The organism is Pseudomonas sp. TMW22091 (assembly GCF_022496705.1).
In the GTDB taxonomy this organism is placed as follows: Bacteria; Pseudomonadota; Gammaproteobacteria; order Pseudomonadales; family Pseudomonadaceae; genus Aquipseudomonas; species Aquipseudomonas saxonica.
The window spans coordinates 21708-42906 of the sequence record NZ_SCFI01000009.1; the positions used below are offsets into that span (position 1 = coordinate 21708).

At 57.9% G+C, this 21199-nt stretch carries 20 protein-coding genes and 1 pseudogene; 16 read left to right on the plus strand and 5 right to left on the minus strand.

Annotated elements, in window-relative coordinates; all coding sequences use genetic code 11:
* Window positions 1-91: 91 nt before the first annotated feature.
* The 4 genes from EQV93_RS16740 to EQV93_RS16755 all read left to right on the plus strand — a co-directional run bounded on the left by EQV93_RS16740 (window position 92) and on the right by EQV93_RS16755 (window position 5353).
* A complete protein-coding gene (locus EQV93_RS16740) occupies window positions 92-1537 on the plus strand; it encodes a SulP family inorganic anion transporter (RefSeq protein WP_122783789.1) in 1446 nt (481 codons plus the stop codon).
* Between the two features lie 173 nt (window positions 1538-1710).
* On the plus strand, window positions 1711-3060 hold the full coding sequence (locus EQV93_RS16745) for a GntT/GntP/DsdX family permease (protein WP_122783788.1): 1350 nt from the start codon (window positions 1711-1713) through the stop codon (window positions 3058-3060).
* Window positions 3061-3921 (plus strand): MurR/RpiR family transcriptional regulator, encoded by an 861-nt coding sequence (locus EQV93_RS16750; RefSeq protein WP_122783787.1) that lies wholly within the window; start codon window positions 3061-3063, stop codon window positions 3919-3921.
* A 1-nt stretch (window position 3922) separates the two neighbouring features.
* Window positions 3923-5353: an N-acyl-D-amino-acid deacylase family protein gene (locus EQV93_RS16755; RefSeq protein ID WP_122783786.1), complete on the plus strand. Its 1431-nt coding sequence runs from the start codon at window positions 3923-3925 to the stop codon at window positions 5351-5353.
* A gap of 128 nt (window positions 5354-5481) precedes the next feature.
* Here EQV93_RS16755 and EQV93_RS22550 read toward each other — a convergent pair whose 3' ends face one another.
* Both EQV93_RS22550 and EQV93_RS22555 read right to left on the minus strand, forming a co-directional pair.
* Window positions 5482-6345, minus strand: a complete 864-nt coding sequence (locus EQV93_RS22550; protein WP_405591520.1) for a methyl-accepting chemotaxis protein — start codon at window positions 6343-6345, stop codon at window positions 5482-5484.
* Window positions 6337-7404, minus strand: a pseudogene (locus EQV93_RS22555) (methyl-accepting chemotaxis protein); the annotation flags it as partial. The gene EQV93_RS22550 and the pseudogene EQV93_RS22555, both read right to left, overlap by 9 nt.
* A 323-nt stretch (window positions 7405-7727) precedes the next feature.
* Here EQV93_RS22555 and EQV93_RS16765 point away from each other — a divergent pair.
* A complete protein-coding gene (locus tag EQV93_RS16765; protein WP_240891975.1) occupies window positions 7728-8450 on the plus strand; it encodes a histidine phosphatase family protein in 723 nt (240 codons plus the stop codon).
* On the opposite strand, the gene EQV93_RS16770 is transcribed toward EQV93_RS16765, so the two are convergent.
* A complete protein-coding gene (locus EQV93_RS16770; RefSeq protein ID WP_240891976.1) occupies window positions 8447-8953 on the minus strand; it encodes a hypothetical protein in 507 nt (168 codons plus the stop codon). The two genes, EQV93_RS16765 and EQV93_RS16770, sit on opposite strands and share 4 nt — an antisense overlap.
* A 77-nt stretch (window positions 8954-9030) precedes the next feature.
* Window positions 9031-10497 (minus strand): ArnT family glycosyltransferase, encoded by a 1467-nt coding sequence (locus EQV93_RS16775; RefSeq protein ID WP_240891977.1) that lies wholly within the window; start codon window positions 10495-10497, stop codon window positions 9031-9033.
* Window positions 10498-10728: 231 nt separating this feature from the next.
* On the opposite strand from EQV93_RS16775, the gene EQV93_RS16780 reads away from it, so the two are divergent.
* The 4 genes from EQV93_RS16780 (at window position 10729) to EQV93_RS16795 (ending at window position 12717) form a co-directional block, all read left to right on the plus strand.
* Window positions 10729-10968, plus strand: a complete 240-nt coding sequence (locus EQV93_RS16780) for a hypothetical protein (RefSeq protein ID WP_442968909.1) — start codon at window positions 10729-10731, stop codon at window positions 10966-10968.
* Complete coding sequence (locus EQV93_RS16785; protein WP_240891978.1) at window positions 10965-11600, plus strand: hypothetical protein; 636 nt, start codon at window positions 10965-10967, stop codon at window positions 11598-11600. Before EQV93_RS16780 ends, EQV93_RS16785 begins: the two co-directional genes overlap by 4 nt.
* Before the next feature lie 134 nt (window positions 11601-11734).
* Window positions 11735-12238 (plus strand): Hcp family type VI secretion system effector, encoded by a 504-nt coding sequence (locus tag EQV93_RS16790; RefSeq protein ID WP_146386928.1) that lies wholly within the window; start codon window positions 11735-11737, stop codon window positions 12236-12238.
* Entirely contained in the window at window positions 12238-12717 is a 480-nt protein-coding gene (locus EQV93_RS16795) for a hypothetical protein (protein WP_240891979.1), read from the plus strand. Before EQV93_RS16790 ends, EQV93_RS16795 begins: the two co-directional genes overlap by 1 nt.
* Window positions 12718-12760: 43 nt before the next feature.
* Here the strand turns inward: EQV93_RS16795 and EQV93_RS16800 are convergent, their stop codons facing one another.
* A complete protein-coding gene (locus EQV93_RS16800; RefSeq protein ID WP_240891980.1) occupies window positions 12761-14056 on the minus strand; it encodes a carbohydrate porin in 1296 nt (431 codons plus the stop codon).
* 199 nt (window positions 14057-14255) lie between these two features.
* Between EQV93_RS16800 and EQV93_RS16805 the strand changes: the two genes are divergently transcribed.
* From EQV93_RS16805 to EQV93_RS16835, 7 genes are all read left to right on the plus strand, one after another.
* Window positions 14256-15269 (plus strand): ATP-grasp domain-containing protein, encoded by a 1014-nt coding sequence (locus tag EQV93_RS16805; RefSeq protein WP_146426422.1) that lies wholly within the window; start codon window positions 14256-14258, stop codon window positions 15267-15269.
* Window positions 15270-15309: 40 nt separating this feature from the next.
* Complete coding sequence (locus EQV93_RS16810; protein WP_122783774.1) at window positions 15310-16452, plus strand: trypsin-like peptidase domain-containing protein; 1143 nt, start codon at window positions 15310-15312, stop codon at window positions 16450-16452.
* 77 nt (window positions 16453-16529) lie between these two features.
* Entirely contained in the window at window positions 16530-17666 is a 1137-nt protein-coding gene (locus tag EQV93_RS16815) for a phosphoribosyltransferase domain-containing protein (protein WP_240891981.1), read from the plus strand.
* Window positions 17656-18414, plus strand: a complete 759-nt coding sequence (locus EQV93_RS16820; RefSeq protein ID WP_240891983.1) for a trehalose phosphatase — start codon at window positions 17656-17658, stop codon at window positions 18412-18414. Before EQV93_RS16815 ends, EQV93_RS16820 begins: the two co-directional genes overlap by 11 nt.
* Window positions 18407-19501, plus strand: a complete 1095-nt coding sequence (locus tag EQV93_RS16825; protein ID WP_146426419.1) for a cysteine protease StiP family protein — start codon at window positions 18407-18409, stop codon at window positions 19499-19501. The genes EQV93_RS16820 and EQV93_RS16825 overlap by 8 nt, the downstream gene beginning before the upstream one ends.
* Window positions 19501-20457: an HpcH/HpaI aldolase/citrate lyase family protein gene (locus tag EQV93_RS16830; protein ID WP_146386938.1), complete on the plus strand. Its 957-nt coding sequence runs from the start codon at window positions 19501-19503 to the stop codon at window positions 20455-20457. The genes EQV93_RS16825 and EQV93_RS16830 overlap by 1 nt, the downstream gene beginning before the upstream one ends.
* Window positions 20454-21128 carry an HAD family hydrolase gene (locus tag EQV93_RS16835; protein WP_122783769.1) on the plus strand — a complete coding sequence of 225 codons (675 nt, stop codon included), beginning with the start codon at window positions 20454-20456 and terminating at the stop codon, window positions 21126-21128. Before EQV93_RS16830 ends, EQV93_RS16835 begins: the two co-directional genes overlap by 4 nt.
* The last annotated feature ends 71 nt before the right edge of the window (window positions 21129-21199 follow it).

Here is a 21199-nt window from a genome sequence, read left to right on the forward strand (position 1 = left end):
CAGCTGCTACGGGTTGATATATCCCTGTAAGGATTTGTTACCATCCGTTTCTCGATACTCCCCTCCGTTTGTCCTGTCTTTTAGGTACTCCATGAAATTCAAACGTCTGCGCGCTGATGTACTGGCCGGGCTCACGACGTCGTTCGCCCTGCTGCCCGAGTGCATCGCCTTCGCGCTGGTGGCGCATCTCAACCCTCTGATGGGGCTGTACGGTGCGTTCATCATCTGCACCCTCACTGCACTGTTCGGCGGTCGACCCGGCATGGTCTCTGGCGCTGCGGGTTCGATGGCCGTGGTCATCGTCGCGTTGGTGGTGCAACACGGCGTGCAATACCTGTTGGCCACCGTGCTGCTGAGCGGTCTGATCATGTTGGCGTTCGGCTTGCTCAAACTCGGCAAGCTGGTGCGCATGGTGCCGCATTCAGTGATGCTGGGCTTCGTTAACGGGCTGGCGATTGTGATTGCGCTGGCCCAGCTCGATCACTTCAAGGACGGCGGCACCTGGCTGAGCGGCATGCCGTTGTACCTGATGATCGGTCTGGTGGCGCTGACCATGGCCATCGTCTATCTGCTGCCGCGTCTGACACGTGCTGCGCCGCCCGCCTTGATAGCGATTCTGGGTGTGGGGCTGGCGGTTTACCTGCTGGGTTTGCCGACCCGTACATTGGGCGACATGGCCCATATCGCCGGCGGTTTGCCAACGTTTAGCCTGCCGCAGGTGCCGTGGAATCTGGAGACCCTGAGCACCATCGCTCCCTATGCATTGGTGATGGCAATGGTCGGTCTGCTTGAGACCTTGCTGACCCTCAATCTGACTGACGAAATCACTGAAAGCCGAGGTTTTCCCGACCGCGAGTGCGTAGCACTGGGCGCGGCGAACATGGTATCTGGCGTGTTTGGCGGTATGGGCGGCTGCGCGATGATCGGCCAAACCGTGGTCAACCTCAGTTCGGGCGGTCGCGGCCGTTTGTCGGGGGTTACGGCGGGGGTCATGATTCTGTTGTTTGTGCTGTTTTTGTCACCGTTTATTGAGCGCATTCCGCTGGCGGCTTTGGTGGGGGTGATGTTCGTTGTGTCACAGCAGACCTTCGCCTGGGCCTCCCTGCGAGTGCTGAACAAAGTGCCGTTGAACGACGTGCTGGTCATCATCGCGGTGACGGTGATTACCGTGTTCACCGATCTGGCGGTGGCGGTGATGTGCGGAGTGATCATTGCGGCGCTTAATTTCGCCTGGCAACACGCGCGCCAACTGTATGCCGACACCGAGGTGCAGAGCGATGGCAGCAAGCTGTACCGCGTTCACGGCACGCTGTTTTTCGCGTCCACCACGGCCTTTCTCAAGCAATTTGATCCGGCTAACGACCCGGCCCACGTGACCCTCGATTGCAGCCATTTGAGCTTCGCCGACTACTCGGCCATTGCCGCACTCGACACCTTGCGTGAGCGCTACAAGAAGGCCGGTAAACACCTGCGGGTGGTGCATTTGTCGCCGCGCAGCAAGAAGTTGCTCAAGCGGGCGCGCATTGCGGATGAGTAGCTTCAAGGGATGAAAATACAGGTGGGTGATTTTCATTTTGGGCGCTGGCTCATACCTGAATGCGACAGCACATGCCGGTAAACGAAAATTAGTTTCAGAAAGATTGAAAAATAGCCTCGGTAATGCTTTTTAAGTTTCAAAGGAACTTAAAAACATTGCCGAGGGTACATCGCATGACGCCATCTTCGGGCTACGGGCTGTTGCTCTATGCCGCCATCGCCATCATTGCGCTGATCGTTTTGATTGCGCGTTACAAGATCAATCCTTTTATTGTCATTACCCTGATTTCGGTAGGGCTCGGCCTCATGGCGGGCATGCCGGCGGGCAGTGTGATTGGCGCTTACGAAGGGGGCGTTGGCAAAACCCTGGGGCATATCGCACTGGTGGTCGCGCTGGGCACGATGCTGGGCAAGATGATGGCCGAGTCAGGCGGTGCCGAGCAGGTGGCGCGCACGCTGATTGATCGCTTCGGTGAGCGCAATGCGCACTGGGCCATGGTTTGCATCGCCTTTCTGGTGGGCTTGCCGCTGTTCTTTGAAGTCGGTTTTGTTCTCTTGGTACCCATAGCGTTCACCGTCGCCCGCCGGGTTGGGGTGTCTGTGCTCATGGTGGGTTTGCCGATGGTCGCCGGTTTGTCGGTGGTGCATGCGCTGGTGCCGCCGCATCCGGCAGCGATGCTGGCCGTACAAGCTTATGAAGCGTCTGTTGGGCAAACGTTGATGTATGCCATTTTGATTGGCATACCCACAGCGATTATCGCGGGCCCGATCTTTGCCAAATTTATTGTGCCGCGTATCCACCTGCCAGCGCTTAACCCGATGGAACAGCAATTCATCAACCGTGAGCCGCGAACACGCTTGCCGAGTTGCAGCCTGACGCTGGCCACCATTTTGTTACCGGTGGTGCTGATGCTCATCGGTGGTTGGGCCAACCTGATCTCAACACCGGGCAGTGGCTTTAATCAGTTTTTGCAATTTATCGGCAACTCGGTCATGGCCTTGCTGATCGCCACGGTGGTGAGTTTTTGGACGCTGGGCTTGGCACAAGGTTTTAGCCGCGAGTCGATCCTCAAATTCACCAATGAATGCCTTGCGCCGACAGCCAGTATCACCTTGCTGGTGGGCGCGGGCGGTGGCTTGAATCGCATTTTGATTGACTCGGGCGTCACCACTGAAATTGTCGGGCTGGCGCAGGAATTTCATTTGTCGCCGCTATTCATGGGCTGGGTATTTGCGGCGCTGATGCGTATCGCCACGGGCTCGGCGACCGTTGCCATGACCACGGCCTCGGGGATTGTCGCGCCGGTGGCCATTGGCATGGGGTATCCACATCCAGAACTCTTGGTGCTGGCGACGGGGGCAGGCTCGGTGATTTTGTCCCACGTGAATGACGGTGGCTTCTGGCTGGTGAAGGAATACTTCAATATGACGGTCGCTCAAACCTTCAAGACCTGGACGGTGCTGGAAACCTTGATTTCAGTCGTGGCGTTCGGTTTTACCCTGGTCCTCTCGGAGCTGATCTAAATGGACATCCTGTATCAAATTCGAGTTCGTCAGGACACCTTCAGCGCGGCTGAGGCTCGGATTGCCCAATTGATACTGAGCGATATCGGCTTTGCCGCCAGTGCCAGCCTGGATGAGCTTGCCGTACGTGCAGACGTCAGCAGCGCCACCTTGTCGCGCTTTGCCCGCAGCGTCGGTTGCCGCGACTTGCGTGACTTGCGCCTGCAGTTGGCGCAGGCCAGCGGGGTGGGCAAGCGCTTTTTCGACACGGGCAGCCGGCCAGAGCAGTCCGCGTTTTTTCGCCAGATTGTCAGTGATATCGAATCGACGCTGCATGAGCATTTAGCCGGGTTCAACGGTGGGCATTTCGCGGATGCGGTCAAGCTGCTCGGCGAAGCCGACATGATTCACGCGTTCGGCATGGGGGGCTGTTCCAGTGTGTGCTGCGATGAGCTGCAAGTGCGTTTGGTGCGCTTGGGCTACCCCATCGCGGCTTGCCGGGACGGGGTGATGATGCGGGTGACAGCGGCCACGCTCGGCCCGCAACACGCGCTAATAGTGTGTTCACTGACCGGCCTGACACCCGAGTTGATCAAGGCGGTACAGCTGGCCCGCAACTATGGCGCCAAAGTCATCGCGATTACGCGGCCCGATACACCGCTGGCTGACTTGGCCGACGTGGTGCTGGCGTTGCAAGGCGTGGAAACCAGCTTTATCTACAAACCGACGGCAGCCCGTTACGGCATGCTGCTGGCTATTGATGTGCTGGCCACTGAGCTGGCGCTGTCGATGCCCGAAGCCAGCCAGGAACGCTTGCGCCGGATCAAACTGGCTTTGGATGATTATCGAGGCGGCGACGACGGTTTGCCGTTGGGAGACTGAGATGAACTACGACACGTTGATTAGAAATGCCCATGTGATTGATGGCAGTAATACGCCGGGTTATGTCGCTGATGTGGCGCTGCGCGGCGGGCGTATCGAGTGCATTGGCGACTTGAGCGGTAGGCAGGCCACACACGAAATCGATGCGGCGGGGCGGGTGCTGGCTCCGGGGTTTATCGATGTGCACACCCACGATGACACCGTGGTCATTCGTCAGCCCCAGATGTTGCCCAAGCTCAGTCAGGGTGTGACGACGGTGATTGTGGGTAACTGTGGCATCAGCGCGTCGCCGGTGACCTTGCGCAATGAGCCGCCTGATCCGATGAACCTGCTGGGTAACAAGGCCGCCTTTTCGTACCCGCGATTTGCCGACTACCGCACCGCGGTGCAAGGGGCCCGACCGGCGCTCAATGTTGCCGCGTTGATTGGCCACACCGCGTTGCGCAGCAATCATATGGATGACTTGCAGCGCACCGCCACGGCTACAGAAATTCAGGCCATGCGCCTGCAATTGCGAGAAAGCCTGGAAGCGGGTGCGCTGGGCTTATCCACAGGGCTGGCCTACGCCAGTGCGTTTAACGCCGACACGGACGAGGTGCTGCAACTGGCCGAAGAGTTGACCGCGTTCGGCGCGCTGTACACCACGCATTTGCGCAGTGAGTTCGAGCCGGTGCTGGAAGCAATGGACGAAGCTTTCTTGATCGGTCGTACCGCGCGCGTGCCGGTGATCATCTCTCACCTCAAATGCGCGGGAGCCGGGAATTGGGGACGCAGCCCGCACTTGCTGGCGGCCTTGGAGCAGGCGGCGAAGGATCATCCCGTGGGCTGCGATTGCTATCCCTATGCTGCCAGTTCGTCGACGCTGGATCTGAAGCAAGTGACCGATGCCTTTCGTATCACCATTACCTGGTCAACGCCGCATCCGCAGATGGGCGGGCGGGATTTGCAGGACATTGCAGCGCAGTGGGGTGTGTCCTTGATGGCTGCTGCGCAGCGTCTGCAACCGGCGGGTGCGGTGTATTACGGGATGGATGAAAGCGACGTGCGTAGAATTCTGGCGCATCCGTTATCGATGATTGGCTCGGATGGTTTGCCTGATGATCCGTTCCCGCATCCTCGTTTGTGGGGCGCGTTTCCCCGAGTGCTGGGGCATTTCAGCCGGGATGTGGGGCTGTTCCCGCTGCACACGGCGGTGCACAAAATGACTGGCATGTCGGCGACTCGTTTTGGTCTTACCGAGCGAGGGCAGATACGCGAGGGGCATTGGGCGGACTTGGTGTTGTTTGATGCTGAAAAGGTGCGCGATGTGGCGGACTTCAACGCACCGCAACAGGCGGCTGAAGGAATAGACGGGGTGTGGGTCAATGGTGTGTTGAGTTATCAACAGGGTGGCGCGAATGGTCAGCGTGCCGGGGTGTTTTTAGCCCGCTGAGCAAAGGCCCCTCACCCCAACCCTCTCCCGAAGGGAGAGGGGGCAGATGTGTGGTGTTGCGCAAATCTGCTTCTGCTTTTAGTCCCCTCTCCCTCTGGGAGAGGGCTAGGGTGAGGGTGGCACCTGCTTCACACCTTAAAGTGGCTCACCATCTCTTGCAGTTGATTGCCCAGACGCGCCAGTTCAACACTGGACTTGGCCGTTTCATCACTGGCCGCTGCCGTTTGTTCCGACACGTCGCGAACATTGACGATGCTGCGGCTGATCTCTTCAGCCACCGCGCTTTGTTGTTCGGCCGCAGCTGCAATCTGCTGGTTCATCGACTGAATATTCGACACGGTACGGGTAATACCTTGCAGTGATGTTCCCGCCTGACGGGTCAACGTCACGCTGCTGTCAGTCAGCACGCGGCTGTTGTTCATGACCGACGCCACGTGCTGGGTGCCGCTTTGCAGGGCGGCTACCAGTGTTTGAATCTCCTCAGTGGACTTTTGCGTGCGCTGGGCCAAACCACGCACCTCATCAGCCACCACCGCAAAACCGCGTCCTGCTTCACCCGCACGGGCCGCTTCAATAGCCGCGTTGAGTGCCAACAGGTTGGTCTGTTCAGCCACCGCCTTGATCACGTCCATCACGCTGCCGATTTTGTCGCTTTCCTGTTGCAGCACGGCCATCGCTTCGGTCGAACGGCCGACTTCTACCGCCAGGCGCTCAATCTGATCAATCGCCTGATTGACCACGTTGTCACCTTCACGGGCTTCGGCGTCAGCACCGGCTGCCGCTTGCGAGGCTTGTTCGGCATTACGCGCGACTTCTTGCACGGTGGCGGTCATTTCATGCATGGCGGTGGCCACTTGATCGGTTTCGATCTTCTGGCTGTTGACCCCGGCACTGGTCTGTTCCGTCACGGCTGACAGCTCTTCAGCTGCGCTGGCGATTTGCGTCACGCCATCGCGGATGCCGCCGATCAAATCGCGCAACGTGGTGCCCATACGCGCAATGCCTTGTTGCAACACCCCCAGTTCATCGCGACGGGTCACGCGCAGGTCATGGCTCAGGTCGCCACTGGCAATGCGCTCGACCACGTCCAGCGTTTCACGCAGCGGGCGAGTGATCTGGCGGGTGATGATCACGGCCGCGGCAATACCGAACAGCAAGACCAGCAGGGTGGTGATCAGTTGCAGGCGGTTGGCCTGTGCACTTTCGATGTCACGACGTTCCAGCTGAAGGTTGTACAGCGCATCACTGCGGCTCAGCACGTTGGTGCCGTAGTCAGTCATGTCTTTGCGCACAGCAATGATGGTGTTGTCGGTGTCGGCGTACACCTGTAAAGCGGCTTGGTACTGATCCATGGTCTGGGTCAGTGTGCGCAGGGTGTCGGCGGCACTGGCTGCGAACCAGGTGTTCAGTTTGCCGAGGCTGGCGACTGTATTGCTCAACTGGTCGCGCGCTGCTTTCTCGGTGGCCTTGGTGGGTGACGCTATATAAGCGCGGACCTGATAACGCGAGAGCAGGAATTGTTCGCGCATCTCAGACACTGCCTGATACATGGCGAAACGTGACTCATCACCTTCCGGCACTTGCAGGGCGCGGGCCAGCAGGTTGGCGATAGCATCCTGTGCGACCAGCGCGTTACGGTCCATGGTGGCCCGAGCGCTTGCGGAGTCGATATAGGCTTTGCGCATGACGACCAGCGCGGCCTCGTAGCGGCTAATGATGTCTTGCTGCTCGTTGAGCAGTTTGAGATTTTCCGGGCTCTTGAACGTGCTGATCAGCTGTTTTTCCAAGTCCTGAAACGCATTGATACTGTCTTGAACTTTTTGCGCGGCCGTCTCATCGCCATCGGTGAGCATGTACTGCAAGCGTGTCACCCGTAGGTTGGTGAACGCGGTGTTGAGGCGTGTGATGTCGCTCATCCAGTTACTGCGATCAATCAGTTTGTCCAGACTGAACCAGTTGCTGATTGCCATCAGGCAGGTGAGGCCCAGTACCAGGCCGAAGCCCAGGGCCAGTTTTAGATTGACGCTGATGTTGTTCAGCCAACGGTTCATACAGTTCTCCAGGAACGTGCGCGCAGGATCGAAATTCGCTGGAGTTTTTTGTTATTTAGCCCAGCAGAGTGCTTGTGTTGGCTTGTATCGGCGGCTGAGCGCAGAGCTGAAACGTTTTATTTTTTAACGCGATGAAAGGCCATCCGCGCACGGGTGAGCGTTTCGCGCTTGAGCTTTTTTTCACATCCGTTTCACTCCCCACTGACCCACCTTTTTTTAGACTGCGGTTCAGCAAACAGACGCCATTGGTGTGTGAGGCTTTGCAGCTCAAAGGTTGCGCATTAAGTCAGGGGCATCGTCGCGTTAAAGGTGGGGGGCAATTTGTGATACTAAATTTTCAGTTGGCCGGGACTCTGCGCGCCAAGCTGCGCAGCGGTCTGATCCGCCATAGAAATACATTGGTGGTGGTCGCTGCCAGTGTGCTGACGGTGATGCTCACCTTGCATCTGCTGGCGCCTGTCGCGGTGCCTAATCTGGCGCAGCCGGTTAATGCAACCCGAGCGCTGGACCTGGCCCAGAGTTGGGCAAAAGGCGATGTGATCGCCTTGGTGCGCCATGCCGAGCGCTGCGACCGTTCATCGAAACCGTGTCTGGGCCCGTTGGACGGCATTACCGAGCGAGCAGTACACACGGCACAAATCGTGGGCGCAGACTTCAAACAACTGGGCCTCAACAAGGTCGACATTTACAGCAGTCAAATGACCCGGACCCGGCAGACCGCCAATGCCATGTTTACCCGGCCTGTTGCCGCGCAAGACTGGCTATTCGATTGTCGGGGTTCGATATTGCACGATGCGCTCAAGCACAAAGTGGCGGGGCGCAATCTGGTCCTGATCACCCACAGCGAATGCATGGATGCCTTGGTGTCCGACCTGCACGCCGCCACGAACACATCGTTCGGTTATGCGACTGCATTGTTTATCAACGCCGATGGCGCGCAAGGGGGGCCGCAGATGTTGGGGTACATCGAGCCCGAACATTGGTCAAAGGTCATCCCCCTCGCCGGCACGCCGAGCCCCTATGCAATCGAGGCTTCGCAGTTCTAAGCACCGTTTAGCAGGCGGTCCCAGTTGTTATCTTGCGGCAGTGGTTGCTCGCTGAGTTCACGCGCCACGACCCGTTCAATATCGCTGGCGCTGAGCGTTTGCTCATCAAGCCAGGGCCATGTGGCATCCGCATCGCGAAAGTTGAGGTGGCTGTTGAGTTGCTCACACGCCGTTGCCAGTAAATGCATCAACACCCAAAGGCTAGTGATATAAGGCCGCTGCTCGGCCGGGGCACGGTTAATCAACTGAGTCGCTTCGGGCAACGGTGGGTTTGGCAGCGCTCGGGTGTGCAGGCTCCATACCATCTCGCCCTTGTTCGAGGCATCTTTATTGGCCAGCTCCGGGTCGCTGCTGACGTCCAGGGTGAGCGTTACCCGTTGCTGCTCAAGTTGATCAATCAGATAGTGGGCAAGATCAGACTGGCGTAAAAAGGCGGTCGCCGTATTGACGGCCAGATGAGCGTCATAGTCGCTCAACGTGCTGCTGGTGATGGTGATGGTCATGTCGGCTCCTTGGCTGGAAAGTACCCAGCACAGGGAGCGTAGCCAATCGAACGCGATCGGCCACGGCAACTGATGTTCTATTGTCCGGGATCAAGTGTGGCCAGGCTGACAAAGTAAAAGTGATGCCGCCCGACGCTGACCTTATCCACGACCGTCACAGGCAGGCCCGGTATTACCGGATCTTCGACCACCGCAATATTGTCGGGCGACGCGGCCAGAAAAGCCTGCAATTGAGCTGTTGAATCCAGCGTGTGTTGCAACTGCTGGCTATAAAACACCACGGCGCCCAAACGCTCGTCGGGTCTGAGCAAGGCAACGTGCTTGCCCTCGGTTTGCAAACGGATGACCTGGGCGGCCACCGGCTGGAACGATTCGGCCCGGTCAGCGCGGGGTGCCCACAGCGCCGCACCGAGATAAGTCGCCACCACCCCGAGCAGTACCGCCACCGCGAGAGGGCGATGATAGTCACTGAGGAATTTGGCGACAGCCGAGCGCGGGCTGTGAGCGCGCAGCCACGCCAGTACAACGCCCGCATATTCCGCAGCGATGACGGCTGCTGCCGGCGTCAGCGCCATCAGGTACACGATACGTTTGCTGGACGCGATATTGAGCAGCACAAATTGCGCCACCAGCCACACGCAGAAAAACAGCAAGTAGGGGTTGTTACGCAGGTGTTTACGGAAATGCCAAAGCCCCAGGTAGGTCAACAGGTTCCACGGCAAGAAGGATTCGGGCAGTTTTCTTAAGTAGTAATAAAACGGCTCATAATGACCTGCCTCCACAAATGACCCGCTGAAACGTCCCACGCTATTGGTCCATAACACCTCACCAACGGCGTGCAGCCCCCCGCGTTGATACAGAACGCACAACCAGATCAGCAGCGGGATCAACCCCAGCAGGGTAAACAGCGCAGGTCGCAACCAATTGCGCAGCACCAGTCGCTTGTCGATAAGGCTTTGGCACAGCAGGTAGACGAAAATCACCACCCCCGGCAACGCCAGTCCCAGTACCCCTTTGCTCAAGGTTGCGATGGCGATCCCCGCGGCAAACATCAACCAGCTGCCAAGGTGCAGCCGCGCGTGGCGGCTGGCTTGATAAAACGCCAACAAGGCGAGCGTAACGCCCAATGTGAGTAGCGCATCCTCACCGACTTGCCGCGCGTTATCCCAAAAGCTGGCCATGGTTGCCAGCATCGCCGCGGCGGTCCAGGCCAACGCCACAGGGCGGCCCATTCTGCGCAGCATGGCGTACAGCAACATCACACACGACAACCCGGCTAACGCCGATACCAGCCGCACGGCCCACAACTCGCCGCCGAACAGATCAATGGCCGTTGCGTCCAGCCACAGGCTTAGGGGTGGTTTTTCCAGAAAGGGCTCATTGAGCAGCGAAGGCGTGACCCAATCTCCGCTCACCTGCATCTGCATGGCAATCCCCGCCACCCGTGACTCGGTAGAGCCCTGCAAGTGGTGATTGCCAAGGGCGAAAAACAACAACAAACCGGTAAGCAGCAATAACAGCAGAGCGGGACGAGTCAGGCGCATGGGTCTACCAACGGGCATTGGGGGATGTGCAGGGCCGAGAGTATAGAAGGGCAATCCTGTACAGAACGTGAAAATGGGCAGCGGTTTCTTTCATGTTCCTGATGGGCATTGGGTGCGTTTTACCTGAGGGATTTAAGACCTTTAAATGTAGGACTCCTCCTGATTTTCCCGGTGATGATCCAGAGGGGAGAGGGGCTGGTAGGGTCGCGACATTCCCGTCGGAGCCTGCCCATGACTCAGTGCTTTAAAGACCATCCAAGTGACTCCCAGAACCTCAACGAAAACACCAAGCCTCTGGATGAATGCAAAAGCGAGATGATGGAGCTCTATGGCGTCGAGATGATGGTGAAGCGTGTTCCGATCCTGACCTGTGATTGTCTGTGGCGTATTTACCAGCGCGAAGCCGAGGAGATTGTCGCCCCCGGGGGTGTTTTGATCGCAGACCCAAAAGAGCGAAACCGCGTTCAATGAATTTGCGAGTTCAGGTTGCCGGTAGGCGCCAAAAATTTGTTTTTATACTCATTGTGATATCAGTGTTGATAGTTATTCGTTGGGTATTCCAGTCGTTCGCAGCAGATCCTGAAATTGCTCTAGTGTATGGGGAGCAATGGGAAAATATGCGTCACCGCTCAAGTGCAAAAATCGGGCCGGCGATTCCTAACAATATTGGATTTCGTGTGCCTAAATCAGATGCCCGATTAAACTTTATTGATCCGCAATATGGATTCGTCACACCGCCAGCTCGGTTTTTCGCGATCACCTTTAACAAAGGGAAAGTAGACAATATTCGCATGTCTCCGCAAGTCGAACCCTTGCTGCTGGATGACGCCTTGAAGGTGGTGCTGGACTTGCAAGATCAATGGTGTGCAAAAGGTTGGGTGGCAATGAGACGGATTAGTGCGCCTCCCTTCGCAGATACACCCCAATGGCGTGCCCTTTTTCGAGACAAAAACAAGGTGGGTGTTACTTATTGGCAGGCGGGCAGTCGTTATCAAGTTTTGCTGGGTTTGAATCGATTTAAAGATAATAGAAACCCCTGCCAAGAGCGATACATGATCATGCTGGATCTTGATAAACCCTGGCTTCCTGAACATATCGAATAGTGCGGCTAAGAGGGGGGTGAGTGGGCAGCTACGATGGAAAATCAATTCACGTTTTATCTGGCTCGCTGTGGGTGCTCATTGAAAACCAATAACTACCATCTCTTGATACATCACACCTATATAGGAGCTATACCATGCCAACTCCCGCCTTTTTAACCCTCGTTGGTAAATCCCAAGGCTTGATCAGTGCTGGCGCACTGGGCAAGGAGTCCGTCGGCACCGCCTGGCAAATGGGCCGCGAGGATCAGATCATGATTCAGGCGCTGACCCACGGCATTACAGTCCCCGGCGGCGCTAAAGCCAGTCAGCGCATACATAAGCCATTGATCATCACCAAGGTGATCGATAAGTCGTCGCCTCTGATCAATATTGCCTTGTGCAATGCTGAAATGCTCACCACCTGCCGTGTGGAATGGTATCGGCCTGCGGGCAGTGCGGGGCTGGAGCATTTCTACACCATGGAGTTGGGCGACGCCGTGATTGTCGGCGTCGATATTGCTTTGCCTCATTGTCAGAGCATGGAGACCGCGCAATTCACGCAACTGGAAACGGTGCAGTTTGCCTATCAGACCATTACCTGGCGGCATGAAATCGCAGGGACCTCGGGCTATGACTTTTGGCAAAACGAGGGCCACTGATGAAGTTGATCAGCGCTCGATTCCCCTTACCCACTGAGTTGAAGCACGCTTACAGCGCAGAAGAAGCCGTTGGTGTGGTCAAGCAGCATTTGGACGGCAGGATCGCATTGGATGGGCTGGCGCATTTGCGCAGTTTTCTGGCGCTTAATTTCGACGATCAGGTGCTGAATAAGGTCAGAGACGGTGAATGGTTGTTGATCAAACCTGAAGCCTATTATTTCGACTATTCGCCGTTCAAAGAAGCGTTCAAGCAGCAGCGGGTCATGGAGATGATGGCGTCACCGCCCTCTCAGGTTAAAGAAGTAATGAAGCACATGCGCATCATTACCCGCTTTACCGAGGAGGTGCTGCCCAGTCGGCGCTATTACGCCACCATCAATGGGCAGAAAGGCCAGCGTCGGGTTGATGCGTTGGGCATCGCACAAATCCCGGAGCCCGCAAAGGGCGCGCAGGTCAACCTGCACGTCCTTGAGAGTTAAGGTGCGCGTGATTAAAGGGTTTCGGTATGAGCGAGGTCGCCGGTTAGAACGTCGCTTTGATCTGTACACCTGCGACCAACGCATTGCCCCGGCTTTTGCCGTAGAACGCGCCCGGTTCGATGATGTATTGCACGTCCGGGCGCACGAGCAGCCACGGGGTGACTTGCGCACCGTAGTTGAGTTCGAGCAACTGTTCGCCGCTGTCGAGGCTGGCGATCATGTCGGCTTGCTCCGGCGTAGAGGCTGCCGCTTCCTGTACGTCACGTGAACGTGAGTTGAACACCGCTCGGCCATAGGCAAAGGCGATGCTGTCGTGCGGACGGCTGGCAAACGGTTTTTGTTTGACCAGACCCACCGAGTACCAACGGCGCATGGCCGAGGTCGCGGCATTGCTGGTGGCCGCCTGACCGAAGGCGCGCAGCACGCTGTCCGGGTCTTGCTTATCCCGCCAAATAGCCTGATCAATCAGCACGTAGGCACCGGTGCGATTGTTGGCCTTCTCGCTGCTGCCAATTTTGGTGGTGTTGGACGTGTCGTAGTACCAGCCCACTTTGTATTGGCCATTAAGGTAGGCGTTGTTATTAAAGATCGCCTCCAACGGCATGATCGCGCCCGTGGTGCCTTTGGTGGTCATGGTGAAGGCTTCGGAGGAGCGGCTGTTGTACTCCGGGTTCACTTGGAACAACGCCGTTTGCAGGGTCAGTTGCGGGCTGACGGTGTAACGCAATTCGCCGCCCCAATGCCCGGTCGGGTAGTTGGTCCAGCCGCTGCCGTTGGACATGGTCAACGGGTGCGCGCAAAAGCCAGCGTTCACAAAATTGGTCAGCAAGGGCATGCCGCCAAAGTCATTGCCCATCGGCAAAAAACCGACCTTGGCGTTCAGTGCGGGTGAAAACAGAGTGTTCTCGTAACTGAACTCGGACAACCGGGTGTACATGCCGCCGTAGTTTTCCTGCACCGGCAGGCGATTGCCTACCAAGTCTTCGGACGCACTGTGGCCGCGACGGTCGTTGAGGGTGATTTGCACCCGGCCTGCGTTGGGAGTGTCGAGCAGTTTGCTCAGGTCAAACTGGGCCCCAATACGCACTTGTTGTGAGTAACGAGTGCCGTGTTTGATTCCGCCATGCAGGTTGGAAAACGTCTCGGAGTTGTAGTCACCCGTCAGCTTGATGCCTTTATCGGCCAGCTTTTGGCGTTCGCCGCCCCAGTCGCCCGTCAGGGTTGAGCGGTGCATCAGGTCATCGGCGCTGTCGGCCAGTGCATAACAAGGCATCAGGGCCAGAAGCGATAAACCGCTGCACACGCCGGAGGTCAGCAGGGCGCGGGAAGAGAAAAACATCGAAGGGTGCTCCTTTACGTAATAGGCCCGCTCTACGGAGGGCGCGACATGATGCCGCACATTATGAACTATTTAGTACAAAGTTTTCATGTTTCGTTACATAAGCCCCTGAGCACAATGTCTGAGAGCGTCTACCCGCGCCATCCGCTAGACTGCCGCGCTTAACGTACGTCTTCACTCTCTGTCGCAAAGGATGTTCATGATCTGGTTTCTTGAAGGGCAATCCAGCCAACGCGATGTGATTGCCGGTGCCCGTGCGGCATTGCCCGAATCGGTTCGGATCTTCGCTTCTCACCGACAAAATCGCCCTGAAATCACTGGCCTTGCAGACATCGCCTGGCGCGAGCCGCTGGATAATCAAGCGCGCATTGCCTGGGTGATCGAGCAAGCGCGAGCGCAGCAAATCAAGGTGGTGTTAGCCGGTCGGGTGGGGCAGGTGTATGAAGCCCACCGTAGCGAATTCGAGGCTGCGGGCCTGCAACTGGTGACGGGCGCGCTGGATCTGGACACCTTTGAACGAGTCGATGACAAGTCGGTGTTCACCCGCGAAGCGCTGGCCGCCGGGCTTGCGTGCATTCCGGCGATGACCGTGCGTACTGAGGCTGAGTTGCTGGATGCCTATGCCCAACTGTCCCGTGATGGTCAGGTGTGTGTAAAACCGACGCGCGGGATTTACGGGCAGGGCTTTTGGCGTTTGGCAGAGGACGTTGATCCGTTCCGCAGCTTTGCCAACGCAGATGCCCATGAAGTGAACGTCACTGTATTTGCCCAGGCGTACGGCCAGTCTGTTAGAGCCAAGCCGTTATTGGTGATGCCTTATATGCCCGGTACCGAGTGTTCGGTGGACATGGTGTGTGAGGCGGGCGAGGCAGTGGCGTATGTGGGACGGCGCAAGCAAGGGGTGATGCAGTCATTCGAACGCGACGGTGCCGCGGTGGAGCTGGCGATCAAGGCGGCACGGCACTTCAAGTGCGATGGCATCATCAACGTGCAGACCCGCGATGACGCGAGCGGCCAGCCCCATTTGCTGGAGATCAATCTGCGCTTTTCCGGCGGCATTGGTTACACCCGTGAAGCAGGGGTCAACCTGCCGGGTATCTTTGCTGCGCGTCGCCTGGGCTTGCCTGTACCTGCCAGCGTCTGGCGCGAGAATGTCCAGGTCAAAGCCATCACCACCGTCGTTTCGGTTCGCGGAGAAGAACTGTTAAGGTGATCGGCTCTTGTTTGTCGCGGGCACAGGGGAGTCACAAGCGATGATATTGATGCCGGGCGCCAATGCGGCCCTTGAGTCTTTGCGCTGTGAAATGAGCCTCACCTGCTCTCGAGCCGGGGCATTAGGCGAGTACGCGGGCTTGGCGTTGCTGGCCGTTGATGACAAGCGCCAACCCGTTGCAGAACCCGCGTTAATGCATGCCCCGCAACCTTGGGTGGTGTGGCATGACACGCTCGGCCTGGCCCGTTTCAGCCTTGCGCTGGAGCAATTGCCGGCACACTGCGAACGGGTATTGCTGGTGCTCTATGTGTTTGGCGCTCTGGGACCTTTGCGGGAGCTCGGCGCTTTCCAGCTCAAGGTCGGCGAACAGATCGAACACGGGCTGGCACTGGAGGAATACGGCGATGGCGCTATGGTCATTGCCGAGGTGTACCGGCGCAACGATCAATGGAAAATCCGCGCACTGGCTGAAGCTTCAGCCTACGGGTTGAGCGCGTTTGCCCGACGCATGGGGCTGACTCTGGATGATCGTCATCCCCTGCGAACAGGCTCTGAGGCGTCAGACGACAAGGCTGCGCGTCAAGGCTCCACGGGCACAGGCTTTGCCGTCAGCGCTCAGCATATTTTGACCTGCGCCCATGTGATTGAAGGCCTCGATCACGTGTCGATCACCTCGTTTGAGGGTCGATACAAAGCGGAACCGGTAGTGGTCGATCGCAAGAACGATCTCGCCTTGTTGCGCATAATTGGCGCGCCGCCCTTGAGTCCGGTGACGTTTCGCGAGGGTATGGGCTGTGAGCTGGGCGAAAGTGTCGTCACGCTGGGGTTCCCGCTGGCCGGGCTTGCGGGCGGTGGCGTACAAGTCTCCCAAGGCGTGGTCTCCGGCCTGTTTGGCCTGCGCGATGACGCCAGCCTGATGCAGTTCACCGCGCCGATTCAGCCTGGTTCCAGCGGCAGTCCGGTGTTTGATCCGCAAGGTCTGGTCAGCGGTCTGGTGACCTCGACCATGGCGGATGCGCAGAACATGAATTTTGCCGTCAAATCGGCGCTGCTGCTGGCGTTTCTTGAGGCGGCCCGAGTGCCAGCCCAGCGTGGGCGCAGCGAGCGCTCATTGAGCACGCCCGAATTGGTGCGAGCGGCGCAGTCCGGATTGTGGCGGATTGACGCCAGCCATCTCCAGTAACCATTTTTTCCTTGTCTTAAACCACCGTCTCACTAATCGTCCCCCCCATTTTAAGTATGTTCAGGTAGTAAACATTGATGAGCAGCGGTAATTCCAAGACCCAAACCAAGGTTTTGCATGCAAACCTTAAGCGCGGTCGCCTGGAGGTTGAGGTCAATGCATCGACTTTTGATCCACAGGCATTGTTCAGTTTTGCCGAGCGCCGAAACCCCAAGCGCGCTTTTTTATTCGTTTCCCGCGTGCTGGGCCGTCATATACCGGCTCGCCCGTCGCTGATGGCTGAAAGCTTTAATGCGCTGGCCGCCAAGATTCCCGCCGACCTGCCCGGCCCGGTGCTGGTCATCGGCATGGCTGAAACTGCAGTAGGGCTTGGCGCCGGAGTGCATCGTGCGCTCAGCCAGACCCGCCAGGACTGCGTGTACCTGTGCAGCAGCCGCCACCCGACGGGCACAGAATTGTTTGCCCGTTTTGAAGAGGAGCATAGTCACGCCAGTTCCCATCTATTGCACCTGCCGCAAGACACGGTCACTCGCGAGCTGATGCTAAACGCCCGATCGCTTGTGCTGGTGGATGACGAAGCCTCCACGGGCAATACCTTTATCAATCTGACCAAGGCATTGGCCGAGGCCGGGTTGAACTCGATTGAACGGATCGTCACTGCGACGCTGACCGACTGGTCCCAGGGTGCCGTGCGCCATGCGATGGGTGAGCACGTCACCAGTATTTCCTTGCTCGACGGTTGCTACACGTTCACCGAAGACCCAGCCGCTGAACTGCCGGACATGCCCGAAGTGGGCAGCGTGGCCCCAGGCGACTGGCCGCTGGACTCGAGCCGGGACTGGGGGCGCATGGGCGTGCGTGAACACGCCGATACGCTGGCGCCGGGCTTGCAGATTCAGCCAGGTGAGCGCGTGTTGGTGATTGGCACCAGTGAGTTTGTCTGGCCGCCGTTTCTGCTGGCCGAACGTCTGGAACAGGCTGGCGCTGATGTGCATTTCAGCTCCACCAGTCGCTCGCCGATTGCGCTGGGGCACGCCATCGACCATGCCTTGTCGTTTTCTGACAACTACGGTCTGGGTATCCCCAACTTCCTTTATAACGTGGCCCCCGGCCAGTTTGACCGGGTGCTGATTTGCAGCGAAACCCCGGCGGCTGCAGTTGATCCGGCGCTGCTCAACGCCTTGAATGCGCAGGTAATCGTCGATGGTCATTAATCGCCCGCTGGTGTTTGTCGATCTTGACGACACCCTGTTTCAGACTGCCCGCAAGATGGGTGATGAGCCGCGTTTCACGGCCACGCTGGATGTCGACGGTCAGCCCAACGGCTTTATGAGCGCGACCCAAAAAAGCTTTGTCGAGTGGCTGCTGGCCACCGCCGATGTGGTTCCGGTAACGGCCCGCAGCGTTGAGGCCTATCAACGCGTGCAGTTGCCGTTTGTCCACGGGGCTATTTGCGCCCACGGTGGCGTCATGCTCGATGCACAGGGCGCGCTCGACGCGCCGTGGCATGCGCGCATGGCAGATGAATTGGCCCTGGAGCAAAGCCGCCTGCATCAATTAAGCGAGTTGACCCTGGCGATTGGCACCGAGCTGGGCTTCTCCCTGCGCGGCTGGGTCGTAGAAGAACAAGGGCTGGCCAATTACGTGGTGACCAAGCACAACAACGAAACCGATGAAGCCCTGTTGCTCGTTATGAATGAGGTCAAGGCGCGTGGGTTGCTCGACGGGCTGTATGTGCATGGCAACGGCAACAACCTGGCCTTCTTGCCAAATGCTTTGCAAAAGCAGGTGGCGGTGCGTGAGTGGATCCGCCGCGATCAGGCGATCAACGGTAAACGCCCGATACTGGGCTTCGGCGATAGCGTGTCGGACCTTGGCTTTATGACCGAATGCGACTGGTGGGGCACGCCCAAACGTGGGCAGTTAGCCAGTCACGTAATGTCGAGTGTTATCGATGAGTAATGCTTTTGCAGGGCTGCACACCGTTGGCAGTGGCAGCTACGACGCCGATGACGTGCACTTTTTGCTGCGTGCCATGGAAATCGAAGTCACCGACGTGCAGGAAAAAGAGCGCCTGATCCAGACTCAGCAGCGCCACTACTCTGAAATGATCAGCCAGGAAGATGCGCCCTCCGACACCCATAAGCGTTTGTATCAGTTAGCGCTGGCGCAGAACGGTGCACGAATGGCTGCTGATGTGCAGTCGCTGGCTCAGGCGTTGAACGAGCGCTACACAGGCGCTTCTATTGCGCTGGTGTCGTTTGTGCGTGCCGGTTTGCCGCTGGGCGTGCTGTTGCGTCGGGCGCTGGTCGGGTTGGGGCGTGATGCGCGGCATTACGGCATCAGCATCATTCGCGACCGAGGCATCGATAACGTCGCACTCGAAGCGATTATCAAGACCCACGGCGCCGACAACATCGTCTTTGTCGATGGCTGGACGGGTAAAGGTGCGATCAGCGGGCAGATTCGCGAGAGCCTGGCTGGCGATTCGCGTTTTCCGGTTGATCCTCGACTGGTGGTGCTGGCCGATCCGTGTGGGCGTGCCTGGCTTGCGGCTTCGGCCGAGGACTGGCTGATTCCCTCCGGTATTCTGGGGGCTACGGTTTCGGGCCTTGTGTCGCGTTCAATCTGGCCACAAGAGCCTGGCCTGCATGGCTGTGTGGTCTATGGCCATCTGGCTGAACATGACGTGACCCGGCCTTTTATTCACAGCATTGAAACCGAGCGGGCGCAATTGGCCCCGCTGGCATCGGCCCAGCCCTGGACGACTGAGCAGGCCGCAGCGTTGCAACACTCGGCGGTGGCGGCTGTCCAACGTATCTCTACTCGCTTTGGCGTGACCAACCCCAACCGGGTTAAACCGGGCATCGCCGAAGCGACCCGCGCCGTGATGCGTCGGGTGCCAGACCATGTGCTGGTGCGCAATCGTGACGACCAGGATGTGCAATTGCTGCTACACCTAACCCGGCAGGCGAATATCGAGGTCGAAGAAGTCGGCGATGAGTTGGGGCCTTATCGCGCAGTGACAGTAATCAGGAGTGTACGCTGATGATCAAGCATTCAGCCTATGCCTTGGGCGCCACGCTTTATATGCCGGCTACTCGTCCCGACATTCTTGACGTGGTCATGGGCGAAAAGATTCATGGCTTGCGTTCGCTGGTGGTCTGCCTTGAAGACGCCGTGGCCGAAACCGATGTGCAGCAAGCACTCAATAACCTGAAAAACCTGTTATTGGGTATTGATGCGCGTGGCGGTCGGCCGCCGGGCAGCCCGATGGTCTTCGTGCGGCCGCGCGATGCAGCCATGGCCGCGGTGCTCAACGACTGGTCGTTGATGCGTTATGTCGATGGGTTTGTGGTGCCCAAACTGCGGTTGAGCAATATCCACCAGTGGCAACAGGCTGTAACACGCGACGAATTGATGCTGATGCCTACCTTGGAAACGCCTGAGGTTTATGACCCCAGCGCCATGGTTGAGCTGCGCGGCGCCATGCTCGAACTGTTGCCCGAGCGGATCATTGCTCTGCGCATCGGCGGCAACGACTTGATGGGCTGTCTGGGCTTGCGCCGTAACCCCGCGATGACGCTCTACAGTACGCCCATGAGTTATGTCATACCGATGCTCTGCGGAATTATGGGCTCGGCGGGCTTTGCCCTGACGGCGCCGGTATTTGAACAACTCAATGCACCGCAATTGCTGGAGCATGAGCTGGCGCTGGATCTGGCCCACGGGCTAGTGGGCAAAACAGCGATTCACCCGTCACAAATAGCCATTATTCACAACGCGCTGCAAGTCAGCCTTGAAGACCTCACCAGCGCCCGCCACATTGTGAGTGAGGCCGCACCGGCGGTGTTCAAGTTCAATGACGCCATGTGCGAACCCGCGACCCATTACACCTGGGCGCAAAAGACGATTGAGCGAGCGCATTGGCAGGGAGTTCGTCCTGAATGCAGCTCAGCGGATATTTTTGGAGGCAGCCTGCGACTGGCTGAAGTAGTGGGGTGAATAACGTTTTGAAAACATCGAGTAATGGCAAAAAGGTTTTAGCTGCTTTCGATTTTGATGGCACTTTGACATATCATGATTCGTTCGTGCCCTTTTTGCGCTTTGCGTACGGCAATCGATTGTTCGCCATGCGCTTGCTTCGGATGATTCCTGCGACCCTGTCCTACTTGCTGGGGCGGATATCGCGTAATGATCTGAAGGAAAAGTTGATCACGGTTTACCTTACCGGTACGAAGGAAGCGTGGGTAAAAGAGCGTGCGGAAGCATTTTGTGACGTTTCGTGGCAGCGCCTCATGCGCCCTTTGGGCTTAACATCTGTCGCCAACCAGCTGGAGCAGGGCGCTATTGTCACTATTTGCTCGGCGTCGCCTGAGTTGGTGCTTGCCCCCTTTGCCAAAAAATTGGGTATCGGCCTCATTGGTACCCGTCTGGCTTCGGTCGACGGTGTACTGACCGGAGAGATCGATGGCACTAACTGTCGTTGCGAACAAAAAGTCATCCGTTTAGAGGCGCAATACGGGCCTTTGGACCAATACACGTTGCGCGCCTGGGGTGATACCCGGGGCGATGAACAAATGCTGGGCGCCGCTCAAGAGCCACATTGGCGCGAATTTCACGCGCTGTGGCGTCGCAAGCGGCCACTTGACGTGTGCTTGCGTGAAGAACTGTAAGCAAGGCGTAAGCAAAGCACGTCAATAATCAGCAACACCCTAAATGTGCATCAGTGCAGACAAGGAGACGC